The sequence below is a fragment of the Dyella dinghuensis genome (assembly GCF_003977615.1).
GTDB lineage: Bacteria > Pseudomonadota > Gammaproteobacteria > Xanthomonadales > Rhodanobacteraceae > Dyella_B > Dyella_B dinghuensis.
The window spans coordinates 377,082-396,334 of record NZ_RYZR01000007.1; the positions used below are offsets into that span (position 1 = coordinate 377,082).

The window sequence follows — 19,253 nt, forward strand, 5'->3', positions numbered from 1 at the left end:
ATTGCACGATAACGTTGAGGGCATCCCTGGTAAGTGGAGTATCAGGCGCTGCTCACAATGCAGGAGTCTTTACCTGGACCCTAGGCCGAAACCCGAGGCGATTGCCAAAGCATACGCTTCGTACCACACGCACGACCGCGGTTCAGACGAATATGCCCGCGATAACGGCAATTCGTTATTTTGGAAATTGGCAAACGGTTACATGAATGCCCGATACGGCTCGGCACGAACACCGGCCTTGGAATCGGGTTGGCGGATCATGTCTTTGTTGCCTCCTTTACGCCAGCAATTGGATTATTTCTACAGGCATCTGCCTTCCCGGCCTGGGCGTCTCCTGGACGTCGGATGTGGAAACGGAGTGTTTTTGTTAAGGGCGAAGGCCGCCGGGTGGGATGTGGTGGGGTTGGAGCCAGATCCGGCCGCCGTGGCTGCTGCGCGTGAATGTGGTTCTGATGTTCGACAAGGCACATTGGAGAGCTCCGTTGTAACCGGGCCATTTAATGTAATCACAGCGGCACATGTCATCGAACACGTCCATCAACCCCAGCTCTTTCTTAAGCGAATTTTCGACTTGTTGGCGAAAGATGGCCACGTTTGGATCGCTACCCCAAATGTGCAAGGGATGGGCCATCGCTGGTTTGGCCGTGCTTGGCGTGGTCTGGAGCCACCTCGCCACATGGTGCTGTTCTCAAGGAAGGCCTTGCGCAAGCTGTTGGAAGACGCGGGGTTTAGGGAGATTACGTTTCTCCGCCGTGGTCGCGGGTCGTTTTACGTATTGCACGCGTCGCACGAGGCTGCACTGAAAGAGGGCCGCAAGAAATTTAAACTCCCCGCCCCCGCTGTAGACTTGGCCGCTTCGATTTTTGCCTCGACGGGAGAGGAGTGGGTTGTACGCGCAAAAAAGCCCTAAGTTTGAGTCTCAAACGCGGCTTCCAGGCAGAGTGTCAAGGTGGAACGTCGTTAAGGCACGCACCGTTAGGTCTTGGGCTAAAGGTATCGGCACAGCTGACATAGGCTAACCAGCAGTCAGGGTTGAAGGTGTAGCTGATTAGGATCGCTTGGCCGGCTAATTGCGAAGCATTCCGATACATGCTTACGCGGGCGCAGGTTATGATTCAACAACCTTTTCAGGAGTCTGCGCTTTGTTCCATCTAAGCATCATTTTGCCGGCTAAAAATGAAGCGCCTGCGCTCGCGAGCCTCATACCACGGATAGTGTCTCTTCATCCCGACGCTGAGGTCATAGTTGTCGACGACGGGTCGACCGATGACACGCCGAGCCTGTGTGGCCAGCATGGCGTGCGCTGCTTGTCGTCACCCTATTCGATGGGAAATGGAGCGGCGATCAAACGCGGTGCGAGAGCTGCGACAGGCGAGATCCTGGTCTTCATGGATGGCGATGGCCAGCATGATCCGGCTGATATTGTGCGCATGCTGGAGAAGCTCGATCAGGGGTACGACATGGTCGTAGGCGCTCGTGATTGGAGCAGCCAGGCCGGAGTGGGAAGAGGGCTGGCAAATACCCTATATAACTGGCTGGCTTCTCGGATGACTGGGCACGCGGTCGCCGATCTTACATCGGGCTTCAGAGTGATTCGCGCAAACAAGTTCCGCGAATTTCTACACTTGTTGCCGAATGGATTCAGTTACCCGACTACAAGCACCATGGCGTTCTTTCGTAGCGCTTATCCTGTGGCGTATGTACCCATCAAGGCATCTCAGCGCATTGGCAAGAGTCACATAAAACCGCTGCGTGATGGTCTGCGGTTTTTGCTGATCATATTTAAGATTGCGACGCTCTATTCGCCAATGAAACTGTTCGTGCCAGCCAGCGCGGTTTTCTTTGTTCTTGGTTTGGCGAATTACGCATGGACATATCTTCACGAAGGCCGTCTCACAAATATGAGCACTTTGATGTGGAGTGCTTCTGTCATTGTTTTTTTAATCGGTCTCGTGTCTGAACAAATTACTGCTCTGACGTATCGGCGCGATGACTGAGAGACGTCGACCACGCATTCTGATCATCACGCGAAACTTGCCGCCGCTTGTGGGCGGCATGGAAAGATTGAATTGGCACATGGCCGAAGAGTTGGCCAAGCATGCGGACGTAATCGTTATTGGTCCGCAAGGTGCGGCAGCGATGGCGCCTCAAGGTGTCCGCGTGCGTGAAGTGCCATTACGTCCATTGTGGCGTTTCATATTTTCCGCCGCGATGATGACCTTGCGAGAGGCTAGAGAATTTCTGCCTGACGTCGTGCTGGCCGGAAGCGGGCTGACCGCGCCGATTGCATTGATCGCGGGCCGAGTGACGAAAGCACGAACCGCTGTGTATGTTCACGGGTTGGATTTAACAACGCGGCACGTCATTTATCGCATGGCATGGATTCCTGCTATTCGTCGTATGCATCGCGTTATTGCCAACAGTCGCGCATCTGCCACTTTGGCAACGGATATACGTGTCAAGCCCGATGAAATAGCAATCGTGCATCCAGGTGTCGAGATTCCCGATATCATTGTTGATGTGCAGAGCATCCGGCTTTTCCGACAGCAGTTGGGACTTGCGACAAACACCATCCTGCTATCCGTAGGGCGCTTAAGCGAGCGCAAAGGTCTGCGCGAATTCGTCCGCGAGTCTTTGCCGCGGATCGTGGAGCAAAAGCCGGACACGGTGTTGCTTGTAGTGGGTGACGAACCTCGCGATGCGTTGAACGCCAAAGCTCAAACGCGCGCCAGCATTCAGGAAGAAGCCGTTAAGGCTGGTGTTGGTGAGCATGTGAAGTTTTTAGGTGTTGTCACCGATAGGGACCAGTTATTGACAATCTATCGAGCTAGCGTCGTACATGTATTCCCCGTGCGGCAGTTGCCGGGTGATCCGGAGGGTTTTGGGATGGTTGCCGTAGAGGCTGCTGCGAGCGGCATTCCAACGGTAGCATTTGCGACCGGCGGTATCGTTGATGCAGTTGCGGACGGTGTGTCAGGACGTTTGGTAAAGCCTGGGGACTACTCGTCCTTTTCTGAAGCCGTGATCGAAACAATCGCGTATTCGAGCAACCAGCAAGAAAAATGTCGCGACTTCGCTCTGCAGTTTGCATGGTCCCATTTCGGAGATCGCGTTTTTAACGAAATACTTGGCGATGCGCATGCTTCCGATGAGGAAGTGTCAGGATGAGCAATATTGATACTGCACGCAAACCACATGCGGCTCTCGATATTCGCTCACGGCGCGCCAAGGCGGTAAAGATCGAGAGATTGCTCAAATTGCCGGCGACGGAAGCGGAAATTCACTTGCTTGAGGTCGGCACGGGTTCGGGGGGGATCGCCCACTATTTCGCTTCGCAATCAAAGCAGCGTTACTTGGTCGATGCAGTAGATGTCTGCGACAATCGTCAGCTAACGGACGGTTTTCGTTATACACAGGTAGATGGCACTGAACTGCCATTTCCCAACGAAAGCTTCGATGTCGTGTTGTCCAATCACGTCATTGAACATGTTGGAGACCGGGAGGCGCAGCTTCGCCACCTGCTAGAACTAAAACGTGTTCTGAAACCAGGGGCAGTCGGGTATTTGGCAGTCCCTAACCGCTGGATGTTCGTTGAGCCTCACTATCGGTTGGCGTTTTTAAGCTGGCTTCCGCGCCGATTGCGTAGCCCTTATCTGCGGCTTTGGAAAAAAGGGAAGTTTTACGATTGCGAACCTCTGCAGATGAACGAGTTGGAATCAATGCTCAGCGAAGTTGCGTTGGTTTGGAAGAATATCTGCATAGAAGCATTGCACGTTACTTTTGAAATCGAACGTCCCGACTCCCTGATGGCGCGATGGATGCGCGTGCTACCCGACGCTGTATTGGTTCCTTTCAGGGGGCTCATTCCGACCTTGATTTACCGAATCGAGCGCCGCATCGAATGAGTTCCAAGAGCTGCTTAGATATGTCCGGGATGGCAACAGTAACTGTGACATTCAATCCCGATGTTGCCGTGTTGACGGCGCAACTGGAAAGCTTGTCTGCGGCTGCGTTAAAAGTAGTCATCGATAACGGTTCGGATCCCGCTATTTCGGCAGCGATAAGCGACCTTGCGTCAAAGGTTGCCAGCGTTGTTTTCGTCGCGAATCAAAACAACATGGGATTGGGTGCTGCGATCAATCAAGGGGTTGCTACGGTACTCCGTATCGCGCCACAGACGGAATTCGTGCTTTTGTTGGATCAGGATAGCCAGCCTCAGCGAGAGAGTGTTGAATCTCTGTTGGAAGCATTTCATCAACTCGAATCTATGGGGCGCAACGTGGGCTGTGTAGGGCCGCTGTTGCTCGATACCGCGACGGGGTTCACGCATGGGTTCCATCAAAGCACACGCTGGCGTTGGAAGCGCGTTTATCCCCGCGTCGACTCAACCGCGTTGGTGCCTTGCGCAAATCTCAACGGTAGCGGCACATTAATGCGCGCCAGTCTGTTTCAAGGCCTCGGCGGCTTGGATGAGCGCCTTTTCATCGACCACCTGGATACGGATTGGTCTTTTAGAATTACCGCGTCCCATCATGAACTCTGGGGAGTGCCCAAGGCGGTATTTGTGCACAAGATGGGCAACGAAAGCCGGCGTTTCTGGCTTTTTGGTTGGCGTCTCTGGCCTATGCGCACACCGCAGCGTCATTACTACCTGTTTCGTAATACGGTTCTGTTGATGAGACGTTCGTATGTGCCATTTGTGTGGAAAGTTTGGGCGGCGGTCAAATTGCTTGTTACCTGTGTCATGACTTTGATACTGAATCCACCGCGAGGCGCGCAGCTTGAGAGAATGTGGTGCGGTTTGCGGCATGGGTTTTCACTTAAAACAGGTCGATGAAAGTGGATGCCCACATGACTCCCGGGGATGTCGTTGGACTTGTTCTGCACTTTCGAACACCCCAACGAACGCTCAGCTGCCTCGACTCTCTACGCAGAGAGGGTATAACTGAAGTCGTTATTGTGGACAATTCACAGGATGGCGGTGATTCGGTTCTCGCCATGACGCTAGGCATCAAGGCGTTGTCCGAGCGTGGCATGCGTGCAACTGTGCTGCCGCAGGAACGGAATCTCGGTTTTGCCGCAGGGGTGAATGTGGGCATTCGCCATATCATCAGCGAATATTCGGCGGACGTACTTTTAATAAACTCCGACGCGACTCTTGGCAGCGGTGCATTGGCAGCGATGAGGCAGCTCCTGCCCGATGCAACCTTGGTGGCACCGTATGCCAGTGCAGCAGACGGAGGGCAGCTGCAATCCCCCTTGGTCTTCTACCAGAAATACCTCGCGCTCTATCTTCGTCGACCAGTACTTGGCTCGATCAACTACCCCAGTGGCAGTTGTTTACTCGTGCGCCGCGACTACGTACGCACAGATATATTCGATGACGAATTCTTTTTTTACGGTGAAGACGTCATGCTTGGACATCGAATTACTGAAGGCGATGACGTCTTCAGAGATTGCCCGAGCGCGACCATAGTGCACGGCGGCTCTGTCAGCTCAAAAAATGGTTCAAGGTTCTACGAATACCATATGAACCGGGCCCACTGGCTGCTTGCGCGTAAGCTCGCGGCCAATCATCTAGAACGCTTTGTATGCGTGTTCTTGCGCTGTATAACGCTGCCGCTCAGGGCATTGGTGCGCAGTTTTCGTTGGCGCTCGTTGACGCCGCTAATCGGTTTGGGTTGGGCAACGTCCGATGTATTACGAGGTCGATACAGGGATCTCACGCCACCGGTTGCTCGTTGACAGGCGCGCGACGTACACCAAATGAAGCAATCATTGCGCAACCCAAAATAGCCATTGACCATTCACTGCAACCCAGCGCGAGTGCCATGCCGTGAATACCAAAGCGATGCGACAGTGCTAAAGCACTTAGCCCTAGTACGAGCAATCCAATAGCTTCGAAACCGGCACGCGCCCAAGGCTTATTCATGGACATCAACGAGCTACCGGCGACGATGCGCATGGCCATTCCCGGAAGGACAGGGCATAGCCACCTGATTATGTCTGCCAAACCGCGATAGTGCTCGCCAAAGACGGTTTGGAGAATAGGCGCGGCTTGCCAAAGAATCAGTGCGAGAACCATGCTGTAGAGGCTTGCGCAACTCAGGGTCCAGCGAGATAAGCGGCTCGCAGTTTGCGGAGCGTGGCTATGCTCACGAAACATTCGTGGCAGCATAGTCAGCATCATGGCGATCACCGGCAGGATCAGTGCGCCGATAACGCGTGTTCCGGCGGCATATACGCCCGCCGCAGCAAATGGCAGGAGTCGTAAAGCGAGTGTCTTGTCCAGTTCTGCGGGACTGACCGCAGTGATATTCAGCAAGGCGAAGCCAGACGCATGGCGTATTTCCGGTGTCGTTGGACCGCGCCACTGTGTTGGGTGAGGCCACGCGGGGCGCAGTGTGACGATAGCCAAGATCAGGATTGCGCCCGATGCGACGACATATCCATACGCATAGATATCAAGTGCGTTCGCGGGCCGCGTATACCACAGGGCCAATGCGACCAGCATGCGTAAAAACAGCGGCAAGTTGAGTAGCCACTGAGAGTCAGGTGTGCGTTCACGCCCTTGATATTCGGCACTGATAATGGCGATGAGCGGCTGCACGATGGTTTCGCTAATTCCCACCGATACCAATGCCGCTAAACTCATTTCTGAGATATGCAGCCACTGATGTGCGATCAAGAAATAGGCGACGAAAAGCAACAAGCCGAAAATGCACGTGACCGGCAGCGCATAGCGTAGGACGGTATCTCTCAACGACGATTTCTTGGCCACCTCGCTAAGTAAAACGACATTCGTACCGAAACTTGAAAGTGTTCCCAGTGTTAGCGCCAAGGAAGCCAAGCCGGCAAATTCACCAAAGGCGAGCGGGCCTAGCACGCGCGCGACCACGAGCAACGTAGCCGCCTGAATCACTAGTCTGGCACCCAGTGAAAGACTTGTATGAATGGTGGCGCGTGTGGCTGCGATAGTCATAATAAGTGGGGCGAGCGTGTCCGTGGCAGACACAATGCGGTGACTGTTTGTCCTCAATGCTTGGGTAGTAGCTCTTGCAAGCTGCCGATGCTCTCGTCTAGTCGACCGCCAATATTGAGTTGCCTGAGAGCCTCGATTTGTTGACTTGCTTCGTTTGTGTCGCCTTTTGCGATGGCCATGCGCGCAAGCGTAATGTGATAAGCCGGCTCGCTTGGCTTGTCCTGCGTTGCTTGCCTGAGCATGTGCTCGCCGAGGTCGTGATTGTCAAGTACGTTCCACGCATAGTCGCCATACATCGCAAACAGGCGTGCAGTTGGATTCGGATGTGACAGAGCAGCCTGAAACGCGTCAATCATCGGCTGATGCGGCAGATTGCAAAGTCCATTCTCAGCACATTGCACCAGCGCGCTTAGCGAGCTTTCGTCCTGTACGCCCGGGGGGCGGGATCGCAGTTTTTCGATCATGCTTTGCCACCACGCGTCCTTCAACGGCAGCCCCATTCTGGAATTCATGAAGATCAAGGCTTGCTGAGGCAAAATTGAAGACCCGGGGAGTGCGGCGGCGCGCTCAAGTGGAGCGTAAACGAGCGGCGTATAGGGAGACGCTGGGTCGTAGTTTGAATAAATGATCAGCGTACGACCAAGCTCGTATTGGGCGCGCGGGGACTTCGGGGCACGAGCGGCCAATTCGGCAGCCAATCGCAACGGATCACCCCACGCGCGGGCCGTGAACAACGTTTGTGTAGCGCAAATGCCGATGAAAATGAGGATGGCGCCAAATCGCCAAATGGCCTGGATTCTTGGGCCGGCCAGTTCAGCTCGCCATCCCGCATTGACGGCTGTTGCAGTGGCCTGAGGGATTTGCGCGATCAGTGGGATAACGGCCAACAGAAGTCCGAAGCTTGCAAAATAATTGCGGTGCTCATAGACCAATTCCAGTGGAATGACCGTTGCGGTGAGCAGCTGACAACCTAGAAACCAAAAAATACCCAGCGCGAGTAGCGGCCTGTGGCGGCGCTGGAAGACAGCCAGAACAATTAGCGCCAGCAAAAACAGAATCGACAAAATGGTTGTGTAGGGTTGTAAGAATCCCGAAGAAGCGACGTAATCGTCGTGGTAGAACGACAGGAATGTCGGGTGTGGTAAGAGCGTCCAGTAAATGTAGTCGACGACCACTCTTGCTTCGGTTAGAAGACGAGTGTTGAGTGTGAAGTCTCTTGTCGCCCATGCAGCGGGATTCAGTACGCTCGGCAAAAGCCAAGCCAGTCCGATGATCGCCGGCAACGCCAGTACCACGGCAAACAGAGCGATGATGGAGGTGTCGCGTCGCTTCTGCGAGCTTTGGAAATCGAGCAGCGCCCACTCTGCGAGTACGGCATAGAGCGGCAGCATGACAGCGGTTTCTTTCGCAAGAACTCCGATTAGCACGGGCAACACGAGACTGATCGCGCTCAACAGAAGCAAGGATCGGCGTACATCATTCGATGTGACCGGCGAAAGCATCGCCGATCTGCACCTTAAAAAGCCGTAGAGGCCGATAAGCACGAAGGCATTCGCCATGCTTTCCATGCGTTGTACGACGTACAGCACGCAAGTAAGGTTGATCGGTAGCACCATCCAGGCTACCGCAATCAGCGCTGCGATCGTGCCGCTATTTCTGTGGAACGTGTCCGGCGTAAAAGTTTGTGGCGCGGTCAGCGATTTCCGGGCCGATAACAAGAGGAGTTGGTGAGCAACGAGAAAGACGAGAAAGCCGTTTATCACATGGAAGAGCAGATTCGTCAGCTTCATCCAATATGGGTCGAGGCCGGTCGCAAGGTAGTTCAGCGCAAAGCTGAAGGAGGCGAGCGGTCGCTTGAAGTCGCTGGCAGGAGATGACAGCGCCGCGCGTACCAGCGACGGAATATTGAAGTGCTGGGGTTGTACCCCGGGGTTCTCGACGATGTTCGGGTAATCGTCAAATAGCCAACCGCCAGAGAGCCCAAGGCAATAGATCAATATCGTCAGGCAGCATCCAATGGTCAGTATTACCCACCCGCTGCGGAAGAAATGCGTGTCCTTCATGGCACGCTCTGGGTGCGGGGGTTCATCGGGATGAGTCGAGGCATTTTTAGCGGGCTTGGCTTGTGTAGCGCCCATCATACCGGGCCAGCCCATTTGTATTAGCGCGGCATCCCCCGGTTTGGGGGACCCCAGTTACCCGCCCGTCGAAGTCGTTGCTGGACTTTCCAGCGCTTTTTGAGCTTTCGCGCGCAGAGCGAGGAGCGTTGCATCGCCAACCAGGGCAGGTTGCATGGCCTGGGCCTTTTCGATCACCGCCAGCGCTTCACGATCGCGGTGGCCGTCGATCAGGTAGTTGGCCAGTTGTGCAACCTCGCCTGACGTGTGCGTCTTCAACGTCATGACGTCTTGCCACTGTTCAACGGCAAGAGCAGGATTTCCCAGCGCAATTCCTGCAAGTTCTGCGTACTGAACATGCAGGCTCACGAGTTTGGGTTGCCTTGCAATGGCAATTTCGTATGCACGTGCAAGCTGCGTGGCGTCGATGTTGACATGGTCATAGAGCCTGTTGTGCAAAAGGCCATTGAGCGCGAGATAGGTCTCCGGGCCCATCGGGCGTGTCCGCAATTTTTCTTGCAGGCTATCCCACCACACACGGCTGTCCACCCCTGGATGGTTGGCGCCCTGAATCAGGAGTGCATCTTCTGGCAGGATGGAAGAGCCAGGGAGTCTGGCCGCCCGTTCCAATTCCTTGATACCTAGCCAGTAGGCGGGTACATCGGGATTGTCACTGGAAATCGCAACGTAGCGCCGGGCAAGATCGAGTGCTGCACGTGCCGAGCCGGGATTGTATTCGGCCAGCGTTGTAGCCAACTGCAGCGGGCTGCTCCAGGTGCCCGCGCGCAAAAACGTGAGGAAGCTTAAATTGAAAACAAGCACCAGGGCGATGATAGCCGGCATGCTTGGAGAAACTTTTCGGCATGCGAGCCATATGAGGTCAGCCAATACCAGCAGCACACCGAACAATCCCGGGTAATTGCGATGCTCGAACACAAGTTCCAGCGGGAGTGGGCTGCTGGTCAAGGCGTTTGCCATGAAGAACCAGCCTATGCCCAGGGCGAGCAGTGGACGTCTATGGCGTACGGCGACAGCCAACCCCAGCAGTGTTGCCAGAAACAGTCCGCCAATTAGCGTAGTCGCGGGATGTAGCAGGCTTGCCGATGCCGGGTAATTGTCGTAGTAGAAGTGCAGCAGGCTGGGAAGAGGCACGAGGCTCCAGCCCAGGTACATCGGCAGTACGCGCAATTGAGTCAGTTCGCGTTGCCAGGCTGTGAAGTCACGAGCGCTGTAGGCTTCGGCAGTGGCGTAACGCGGTAACAGGTAACCAACGAATATCGTGAGCGCTAACGCACAACCGCAGGTGTAGAAAATTTTCCACAAGCGGCTGGTCTGCGAATTGGATGCAGCGAAGCGCAGAATCGTCAGCTCCAAAAGCAACGCATAGCCGGGCACCAGTACAGCGGTCTCTTTGGCGCAATAACCCATGGCCACAAGGACCGTAGATAACAGTAGCCATGGCCATGCACGCTGCCCAACTTGCTGTTGCTCTCGGGCACGCCAGTAACAAAGCAGTGCAAGCAGAACAAAGGTGAAGCCCATGATTTCCATGCGCTGCACCACATACATCACTACGGAAATTTGTAGTGGATGGATAGCCCAGGCAGCAGCAACGGCCAGCGCCCAATATTGCGTGCGCTGGCGAGCGGAGTTTTTGATGCTGTCGGATGCGGTATTCCAGCTTGCGGCCAGGAGTTTGTCAGCCAGAAGCCAAACCAACATTACATTCAGTAGATGAAGGGCGAGATTAGTAGCCTTGAATCCCCACGTGCTGCCACCCAGTGCGTAGTTAAGCGCGTAGGTAAGCATGACGAGGGGGCGCTGAATATTGGTGAGCGACCATTCCCACAGTGCATGCCACGACTGCCAATGCCAATCGTTGATATGGACGACTGGATTTTCTACAAAAATCGGGTAGTCATCGAAAATGAAGCCACCGGATAGGGCGGGCCAGAATGCCACGATGGTGATCGCGCACAGCGCGAACATGCCCAAGGCGTAAGTCACGTGACGATTACTGGTTAGCACTGGCATTGCGTACCCTAACGGCATCGAGGGGCCAAAAGAGAAGGGCCGCCTTGAGAGCGGCCCTTCTTAAAAGCACTTTCAACAACAGCGAGCTAATTAGCCGTTCGGGCAGCTCGTCGGTGCGTACTTGGCAGACACCGTGGTGCTGCAGGTCCAACCACCGCTTGCGGAGCGCGTCCAAATCAAGTTATTACCGCTGATCACGGTATTGGCCGAGCCGCCAAACGTAGACGTGATCGAAGCCGTGCCACTGGTATTGATCACGATGGCCGGTACTTCCGTGCCCGTCATGAGGGCGGAGGACGTTGCGGTTTCCACGCAGGCCGACGTGTTGCCGCCAGCGCCACCGCCGGCGGGAGTGATCGTGCCGGTGGTGCCGTTGTTCAAGCAATCTTCCACGACAACCTTCTGGTCGCCGGCTTCACCCATCACGCGGGTGACCTGCGAGCGAATGACATAAGCCTGGTACTGCGGAATGGCGATAGCCGCCAAGATAGCGATAATCGCAACCACGATCATCAGTTCGATCAGGGTAAAGCCCTTCTGCATGCTCTTCATGATGGTTCCTCTGTTTAGGTCAAAATGACCGTTTCTCACGCCCCCTGCGCCCCGCCCGGGTCCCGTCTTTCGGGTCCGGCCCCCACACGAGGTCAGGAACAATCAGGAAGCTCCAGCCATGGGTAGCACTATATGTGCCATTCCCTCCTAGATTCCGTGTTCGTTATCCAGGAGGCAAACGGATTGTGCATGGGGGCACAGTGTCCAACAAGCTATTGCTGAGAAATCGACCGCGAAACTGTGGACTCGGTCCAACAGGTTGTTGCAAATGGACGCAATGGGTCAAAGAGTGACGCTACTGGTCATGCACATTGGGTCAGCCCGGCTGCGCCTTGCAGCTGCTAGGCAACACGATCACCGGCACGCCCTGAGAGAGGCAGCTCCACGATCCGTCAGACTGTCTTTGCAGACTTATGTTGCCGTTTGTGAGCATGGAGGAGGATGACTGTGAGAGAGAACAGATTATCTGGCCCGAGCCACCAACGGGTGCTACCACGGAAATGTTGCACCGGGGTGTCGTGAGTGGAAGATTGAGATTGTCCACATCGCCGTACGTATTCTGGTCGACGATACCGTTGTCGAACAGAAGTTCGTACGCAGTTTCTCCAGGCCTGATATCGGCGAGCGCAGCTACCACTTGCGTGCGCGCTACATAGATTTGATAAAGCGGAATGGCGATCGCAGCGAGGACGGCGATAATTGCCACCACGATCATCAGCTCGATCAAGGTAAAGCCTGCGGACGAGCGCTGGCGCAGCATGGTCGGTTCCCCCTGGATACATCCAAGGACTTCGCACGTTCTGTGCCAATGCATCGACCGGAGTGTGACCGGGTACGCTATTTCAAATGACGCAGGCACAACGGTGATGAGCGCGCGTTCAAGAGGCAAGTTCGGAGCATGAGTCGGGGCATGCAAATCAGCCACTTGGCGTTTCATTCTTGTCAAGCTTGCGTGAATTCCAGCACACGCTTACCGTCATGCGTTTAGAGCGACAACGAGGAACCATCCATGAAACCATTGCTTGCCGCGTTGCTATTGGCGTTGGCGCTCCCTGCCTCGGCCGATACGTCCAATGGTGTGCCAATCGAAAGCAGCGCACCTCATGCTTTCAACGTGCACGATCTGGTGATGATGGATCGCGTAAGTGATCCACAATTGTCGCCCGATGGTCGCTATGTTGTCTTCAGCGTGCGCAGCACCGACTACGTGGCGAACAAAGGCGTGAATGCGCTCTATGTACTGGATTTGACCAAGTCGGGCGCAGAGCCCGTAAAGCTGGCACTCAAAGGCGCGTCTTCACCACGCTGGTCAGTAGATGGCCACAGTTTCTATTACGTCGCTGCTGCGAGCGATGTAGCGCAACTATGGCGATTGGATTTTGCATCGAACAAAGGTGCACTCGATCTTCACGCAGGGGCGCCAACACAAGTCAGTCATGGCCCACTCGATGTGGACGACTACAAGCTCTCGCCGGATGGCAAGAGTGTGCTGCTTTCTTATGCCGTGTTCACCGATTGCAACGATCTGGCGTGCACGAAAGAGCGGCTCGATGGACGCGCCAAAGACAAGTCGACCGGAACGCTCTATCAGAAGCTCTTCGTGCGTCATTGGGACACGTGGTCGGATGGCCGCCGCAGTCAGTTGTATATCGCCCGCTTCGGCGCAGACGGCAATCTCCCTACGGAACCCACGTTACTTAGCCATGGCATCGATGGCGACATTCCTAGCAAACCATTCGGCGACGAGAGCGAGTTTGCTTTTTCGCCCGATGGCAGCACCGTCTATTTCGACGTTCGCATAGCAGGCAACAGCGAACCATGGTCGACGAATTTCGACGTATACAAGGTGGCTGCCGACGGGTCGTCTGCACCTCAGAACCTCACAGCGGAAAACAAGGCGTGGGATGCGTATCCGGTGCCATCGCCGGACGGCAAGACGCTTTATTACCTCGCCATGAAAACCCCAGCGTTCGAGGCGGATCGTTTCGCCATCATGGCGATGGATCTGACCACAGGCGCTAAGCGTGAAGTGGACACCTCCTGGGATCGCTCACCGGGAAGCATGCAGATCAGCTCGGATGGCAAGACGCTGTTCGTCACGGCGGATGATGATGGACAGCATCCTCTTTTTGCTGTGGATGCTGCCAATGGGAAAGTCCAGCAGCTCGTCGGCGACGGATCGGTCGAAGCCTATTCGGTTGCGGGCAAGCGCATAGTGCTGGCGCGCAACGACCTGAAGCGTCCGTCAGATATCTACACCGCCGCGATCAATGGTCATGATCTGAAGCAGGTTACGCACTTCAACGAAGCGCGTCTCAAGAACGCGCACATGGGCGATATGCAGTTCTTCACGTTCAAAGGCTGGAACGGTGATAACGTGCAGGGGTATGTCGTAAAGCCGGTCGACTACAAAGCCGGTCACAAATATCCCGTTGCTTTCATCATCCACGGCGGCCCGCAGGGTGCGATGAATAACGACTGGAGCTACCGCTGGAATCCGCAAACGTATGCAGGTCAGGGTTTCGCGGTCGTCACCATCAATTTCCACGGATCAACCGGCTATGGCCAAACCTTCACCGACGCCATTTCCGGCGATTGGGGCGGCAAACCGCTGGAAGATTTGAAGCTCGGCTGGCAAGCGGCGCTGGACAAATATCACTTCCTCGATGGCGATCGTGCTTGCGCTTTGGGCGCAAGCTACGGTGGCTATATGACGTACTGGATTGCCGGCGTGTGGAACAAACCGTGGAAATGTCTAGTCGATCATGACGGCGTGTTCGACGCGCGCATGATGTACTACGCGACGGATGAACTGTGGTTTGAAGAACACGAAAACGGTGGCCGGCAGTTTGATGTGCCTGAGAATTACGAGAAATTCAATCCGATCAACCACGTCAAGGATTGGCGTGTGCCGATGCTGGTGATCCACTCCGGTGACGACTTCCGTATTCCCATTACCCAGGGGCTTGGCGCATTTACGGCGCTACAGCGGCAAGGTATTCCAAGCGAGTTCCTGACTTTCCCCGATGAGAACCATTGGGTGCTGAAGCCCCAGAATAGTGTGATGTGGCATGAGGCGGTCAACGCGTGGCTAAAGAAGTGGACGGCGCCCGGCTCGCAAAACGACTCAGCTGACTCCAAATCCAACTGATATTCGCACCACGCAGCAATAGCTGCGTGGTGTCGTTGATCTGGACATAGACATCACCGGTGCATAAGCCGCAAAAGTCGAATGGTCATTGCGCCCAGGATCAGTTACTGGTCTGCGGGTCGCTCATTTTCGGACTCCTGTGGGGCCGTATGATTTTTACGGCCCTTTTCGATGGCTTCGTTCAGCGCCTGCATCATGGCTGGCCGTTGATCTTCCGGCAGATCTTGAATGGCGGATGTGCCTAATTGGCGAGCTAAATCACTTTTACCCTCGCTTGCTAAATCATGGGCCAACACCAGTCGTGGCCGCACATCCAAAGGACTCAGCGATTGTGCAATCTCAAGGGGTTTTTCGGCGTCTGCCCGTTGCCCCTGCAGAATTAGCACCTTGCCCATGGCGAGATAATACAAATGAAGCCCATCCCGAGATCTCGTCAGTTGCTTTGACTGCGATGCGTTGCCAAGTGCCAGAATTGCACGACGAGGATCTTTTTGATCGGCGGCGATATTGGCCAGTGTCAGCATGCAACTGACACAGGGCGTGGGATTCGCGAGCTGCTGGTCTTCCAGAATTCCAAGGTCGGTATAATCCTGGTACCTGACATACGCAGCCATGAGATTTATGTTGGCGTCGGGTGAGTCAGGATACATGGCTAACGCCCACTTCCAAAGATTGATGTCGTTCGACCAATTCGGAAGCGTGGCGCGAATATCGACGATTGCCAGCAAAAACCAAAATGCAGTAACGGTTGCAAGAACGTAGCGCGAGACCTTGCTCTTCATCGGTATCTGTATCAAGACCAATGGAAGCATTGCGCAAACTACTGAGAGGGCGGTCATCACGTAGCGTTCGTGATAGAGGCTTACGTCGAACGTCACAGGCGAAATATGCAGGACGGGAAGGAGGGCAAAACTAGCTGCGAGCACGATGGCTCCCAGTGAAGAAGCGCGTCTGACCGCGAAGTAGGAGGCAATGGCCAGGATGCTTAAGCTCATTGCGCACCTGACTAGGGACAATACGGAAATCGTAGTAAACAAATGAGTGTCGATAAGATGAAGCGGACCCATTTCAGGCATTGGCCAGATTAACGTTCTCCAGTAATGCAAATAGGCCGCGCATACTTCCTGGGGCCTCTGCAAGAACGTTGGGGCACGAGCGGCGGACGATTTGACTAGCACCCCTCCTAGTGCCCAATCGCGGAGCATTAAATAGAGAAGTCCTGCAACGACTATTCCGCAATAGGTTTTCCAGTGTTGGCGGATCAACGATCGGGCGGCTGACATTGGATCGAATGGCTCTGTCTTGGGAAGTAAGGCCCAGTCGAAGACAAACACCAAGAACGGGAACGACGCGGCGGACTCTTTAGAACACGCTGCGAGGAAAAAAATAAGGCCGACTACCGGCGCGCGAGTGATGTCGTTCTGTATGCGCGCGTTCAGAAGCAATCCGAGCAGCATGAACATCGTCGCGATCAAATCGAATTGACACCCTATCCAGGCTACTGGTTCGATTAGGACAGGATGAAGCCCATATAGAAGCATGCACAGCAACATCATGCCCATTTTCTGTGGCACCCGGTCGCAGATCGCTTGACTGCAGCGCCAAGCGATGCCACCAACCAACAGCGTATTCAGTAGATGCAAGGCGAGCGACACGGCATGCATGGGCTCTGGGGTGCTATCGAACGCATGCACTTGCAAGGCAAGAAATGCAATGACCAGGGGCCTAAAATAGGTCGTCCAGTCGTTGAAATCGCGAAAAATGTAATGCCTCCAATCACCACCCTGTCTTAGCCAGGAAGTATCGTGGAAGCTCTGCCAGTCATCCCATACGAAATCGAAATGGACGACTGGCCAATAAGTAAATGCCACGACGGCGAGTAGAAGTCCCGCGACGCTATAGATCGCCCAATTTCGCATTGTCCCCTCGCTGCATCTGTGTTCGATAACGCTGCATTTGTTCAGTAGTTATGATCTACCAGCGTTTGAATGGTCACAGTATCATGCGGTGAGGTTCATCAATTGCGTCGAAATTTGCATTTCGATCGGGGCTCTTGATTCAGAGCCAGCGAGCGCGCTTGAGTGCGGTATATATACCGGCTACGAGAACCGCGACCATACAGATGATCGCCGGATAGGCCCAGGGCTTATCGAGCTCAGGCATGTGCGTGAAATTCATGCCGTACCAGCTGGTGATCAGGGTGGGTGCTGCGAGCATCGCAGCCCAGCCGGCGAGCTTTTTCATGACCTCGTTCTGGCCGAACGTGACCAGGGAGAGGTTTACGTTTATGGCAGCCGTTAGCATTTCACGCATGGCGCCAATCGATTCATTGACACGGAAAACGTGATCGTAGACATCGCGAAAATAAGCGCGCAGCTCATCCGGAATAAGCTCGGGGTGCAGGCGTACCAACTGGCTGATGACGTCTTGCATGGGAGCGACGGCAAGACGAAGCGTCAGTAACTCGCGTTGCATGTCGTAAAGGCGGCGCACGGTGCTGCGATTGAACGTGTCCGAAAAGATATCTTGTTCCAGTTCCTGCAGCTCTTCGCGAAAATCGCGCACGATGGGAAGCAGGTTGTCGACGATGAAGTCGAGGACTCCATACAAGCCATAGCTTGGCCCATGCGCTAAAAGCTCGGGCGTTTTTTCGCAGAGGTGCCGGGCTGGCGTATACGAAAGCGATGCGCCATGTCTGATGGTGATCAGGTAGCGCTTGCCGAGGAAGATGTGCGTTTCGCCGAACGCGATATGACCTTCGACCAGTTGCGCTGTCTGCACAACGATGAACAGGGAGTCGCCATAGGTTTCTACCTTGGTGCGCTGATGAGCCTGTTGCGCATCTTCTACGGCAAGATCGTGTAAATCGAATTCTTCCTGTAGCTTTAGCAGCAAGGTTTCGTCTGGCTCATGCAGGCCGACCCAGACGAACGTATCGGGCTCTTCCAGCACATCACTGATGCCATCGACATCGATATCTTTCAGACGCGTGCCATCGGTCCGATAAGCCACACAGTTAATCACCATGGGGCTCGTGGTTTTTTGCGCAGCGTCTGCGGGAGTGTCGGTGGTGGGCATGCGGGGATGATGCTACGTGCCTAGGTCTTAGGCAATCGCATGCAGCGCATTGCGTACCAGAATCAGCCGCTGACTTTGCTCTGCCGAAGTGACCAGGCCAAGGCAAGCCAGCATGGCAGGGCAAACAAGATCCATGGCTGATTCTGCTGGACGACGCCTGGCAGCAGATGGAGCAGCAGCGCAACGAGCAGCGCCGCGAGCTGAATTATCAGAATGCCGTTAGCGAGGCGCGATGGCTGGCGATGTCTGCGTGCGTGCCATAGCGTCCCGATAAGAACGAACGCCATCGGATTGAACAGCAGCAGGTTTGCATTGGCCCATGCCGAGTGATGCTCGGTGAGGGTCCACAGAATTAGCATCAGCAGTCCGGATAGACCTGCGAAGATCAGGAAAAGGCTGCCGAGCAATGCATAGGCGAGCTTTGCGCTGCGCCAGGTGATGACGATCAATCCGGCGAATATCAATCCTGCAATGCCCAGTGGCATGCGCAAGTCCGGCGCCGCAGTTGGCGGAACATCGAGGCGGTTGGGCGAAAGGATATCTTCGCTTTGAACAAGTGGACGCGTGCCGCCGTGCCCGTCGTCAACCGTGACTGTTCGGAGATTCTTTTGCAGCTCTTCCGGAAGAAAGCTTTCTTTCCATGCGGATAGTGGCTGATCGGCATAAGGCCCGAGGCCGAGATCCATGATAAGCATCAGCCACGGTTGCGCGCTCATGAGGCGCACGGTTTGCTGGCGATAGGTCATGCCGCCGGGCATGGCGGTCAGGCGTGTTTTGATGCCGCCGCCCAGCACGCGATCGAATGCATCACGCACGCGTGTGGTGCAGTTGTCGGCGTAGTAGTTGTAGTTGTAGCCGACATTTTCGGGGCGCAGATTCCAGAACAGGAAATCGCGCAACGCGGCAGCTTGATCGGGCGTGAGTGCAAGACGCTGGCGCGTGATCGAGCGGCCGACTTGCTTGTAATAGTCTTCTTCGTCCGTCGTCGGTTCTGCATCCAGCAGATAGTGCATGCGTCCACGCGCGAAGTTGATAAAGAAGTTTTTCTCGTCGAAGTTGAACGTGCCGTAGTTGAAGTCGATTTCTTCGCCGCTGACGGTGTCGCGTAGCTCGATGGCGTCATGACCGAAACGCTCCCAGTAGATCTCGCCGGGCCCGTAGGTAATCAGGGAGACTTCGAGATTCGCGCCGGGCGCGTTTTCCACTTCCGCCAACGCAGGCATGCTCGCGCCGCACAGAATCAGGGTAAGGAACAGCAGCAGGCGGCCGGCGAGCTTCATGGGCGGAATCGTTGGTGGGAAGTGCGTAGCTTATCGGGGAAGGGCGCGCCTGCCGACCA

Annotated in this window: 15 protein-coding genes; 7 read left to right on the top strand and 8 right to left on the bottom strand. The window is 55.0% G+C overall.

Going from position 1 to position 19,253, the window contains the following annotated elements:
* Window positions 1–202 precede the first annotated feature (202 nt).
* The 6 genes from EKH79_RS15465 to EKH79_RS15490 all read left to right on the top strand — a co-directional run bounded on the left by EKH79_RS15465 (window position 203) and on the right by EKH79_RS15490 (window position 5,745).
* The gene (locus EKH79_RS15465) at window positions 203–910 is read left to right on the top strand and encodes a class I SAM-dependent methyltransferase (protein WP_233590351.1); all 708 of its coding nucleotides are present in this window, start codon (window positions 203–205) and stop codon (window positions 908–910) included.
* Between the two features lie 232 nt (window positions 911–1,142).
* The gene (locus tag EKH79_RS15470; RefSeq protein ID WP_126674721.1) at window positions 1,143–1,997 is read left to right on the top strand and encodes a glycosyltransferase family 2 protein; all 855 of its coding nucleotides are present in this window, start codon (window positions 1,143–1,145) and stop codon (window positions 1,995–1,997) included.
* Entirely contained in the window at window positions 1,990–3,168 is a 1,179-nt protein-coding gene (locus EKH79_RS15475) for a glycosyltransferase family 4 protein (RefSeq protein WP_126674722.1), read from the top strand. Before EKH79_RS15470 ends, EKH79_RS15475 begins: the two co-directional genes overlap by 8 nt.
* Window positions 3,165–3,905 carry a class I SAM-dependent methyltransferase gene (locus EKH79_RS15480; RefSeq protein WP_126674723.1) on the top strand — a complete coding sequence of 247 codons (741 nt, stop codon included), beginning with the start codon at window positions 3,165–3,167 and terminating at the stop codon, window positions 3,903–3,905. The genes EKH79_RS15475 and EKH79_RS15480 overlap by 4 nt, the downstream gene beginning before the upstream one ends.
* The gene (locus tag EKH79_RS15485) at window positions 3,902–4,837 is read left to right on the top strand and encodes a glycosyltransferase (RefSeq protein ID WP_126674724.1); all 936 of its coding nucleotides are present in this window, start codon (window positions 3,902–3,904) and stop codon (window positions 4,835–4,837) included. The genes EKH79_RS15480 and EKH79_RS15485 overlap by 4 nt, the downstream gene beginning before the upstream one ends.
* Window positions 4,838–4,851: 14 nt before the next feature.
* On the top strand, window positions 4,852–5,745 hold the full coding sequence (locus tag EKH79_RS15490; protein WP_158621271.1) for a glycosyltransferase family 2 protein: 894 nt from the start codon (window positions 4,852–4,854) through the stop codon (window positions 5,743–5,745).
* On the opposite strand, the gene EKH79_RS15495 is transcribed toward EKH79_RS15490, so the two are convergent.
* The 5 genes from EKH79_RS15495 to EKH79_RS15515 form a co-directional block, all read right to left on the bottom strand.
* On the bottom strand, window positions 5,723–6,982 hold the full coding sequence (locus tag EKH79_RS15495) for a lipopolysaccharide biosynthesis protein (protein WP_126674726.1): 1,260 nt from the start codon (window positions 6,980–6,982) through the stop codon (window positions 5,723–5,725). The two genes, EKH79_RS15490 and EKH79_RS15495, sit on opposite strands and share 23 nt — an antisense overlap.
* 53 nt (window positions 6,983–7,035) lie before the next feature.
* Window positions 7,036–9,045 carry a tetratricopeptide repeat protein gene (locus EKH79_RS15500; protein ID WP_126674727.1) on the bottom strand — a complete coding sequence of 670 codons (2,010 nt, stop codon included), beginning with the start codon at window positions 9,043–9,045 and terminating at the stop codon, window positions 7,036–7,038.
* A gap of 132 nt (window positions 9,046–9,177) precedes the next feature.
* Window positions 9,178–11,106, bottom strand: a complete 1,929-nt coding sequence (locus EKH79_RS15505; RefSeq protein ID WP_126674728.1) for a hypothetical protein — start codon at window positions 11,104–11,106, stop codon at window positions 9,178–9,180.
* A gap of 117 nt (window positions 11,107–11,223) precedes the next feature.
* Complete coding sequence (locus EKH79_RS15510; RefSeq protein ID WP_126674729.1) at window positions 11,224–11,685, bottom strand: pilin; 462 nt, start codon at window positions 11,683–11,685, stop codon at window positions 11,224–11,226.
* 316 nt (window positions 11,686–12,001) lie between these two features.
* Window positions 12,002–12,445 (bottom strand): pilin, encoded by a 444-nt coding sequence (locus tag EKH79_RS15515; RefSeq protein ID WP_126674730.1) that lies wholly within the window; start codon window positions 12,443–12,445, stop codon window positions 12,002–12,004.
* 249 nt (window positions 12,446–12,694) lie between these two features.
* Here EKH79_RS15515 and EKH79_RS15520 point away from each other — a divergent pair, with 249 nt between their 5' ends.
* Window positions 12,695–14,836, top strand: a complete 2,142-nt coding sequence (locus tag EKH79_RS15520; protein WP_126674731.1) for a S9 family peptidase — start codon at window positions 12,695–12,697, stop codon at window positions 14,834–14,836.
* A gap of 104 nt (window positions 14,837–14,940) precedes the next feature.
* On the opposite strand, the gene EKH79_RS15525 is transcribed toward EKH79_RS15520, so the two are convergent.
* The 3 genes from EKH79_RS15525 to EKH79_RS15535 form a co-directional block, all read right to left on the bottom strand.
* Entirely contained in the window at window positions 14,941–16,755 is a 1,815-nt protein-coding gene (locus EKH79_RS15525) for a tetratricopeptide repeat protein (protein WP_126674732.1), read from the bottom strand.
* A 139-nt stretch (window positions 16,756–16,894) separates the two neighbouring features.
* Complete coding sequence (gene corA, locus EKH79_RS15530) at window positions 16,895–17,914, bottom strand: magnesium/cobalt transporter CorA (RefSeq protein ID WP_233590353.1); 1,020 nt, start codon at window positions 17,912–17,914, stop codon at window positions 16,895–16,897.
* Window positions 17,915–17,976: 62 nt separating this feature from the next.
* Window positions 17,977–19,194 (bottom strand): lipoprotein N-acyltransferase Lnb domain-containing protein, encoded by a 1,218-nt coding sequence (locus EKH79_RS15535; protein ID WP_126674734.1) that lies wholly within the window; start codon window positions 19,192–19,194, stop codon window positions 17,977–17,979.
* Window positions 19,195–19,253: the final 59 nt, after the last annotated feature.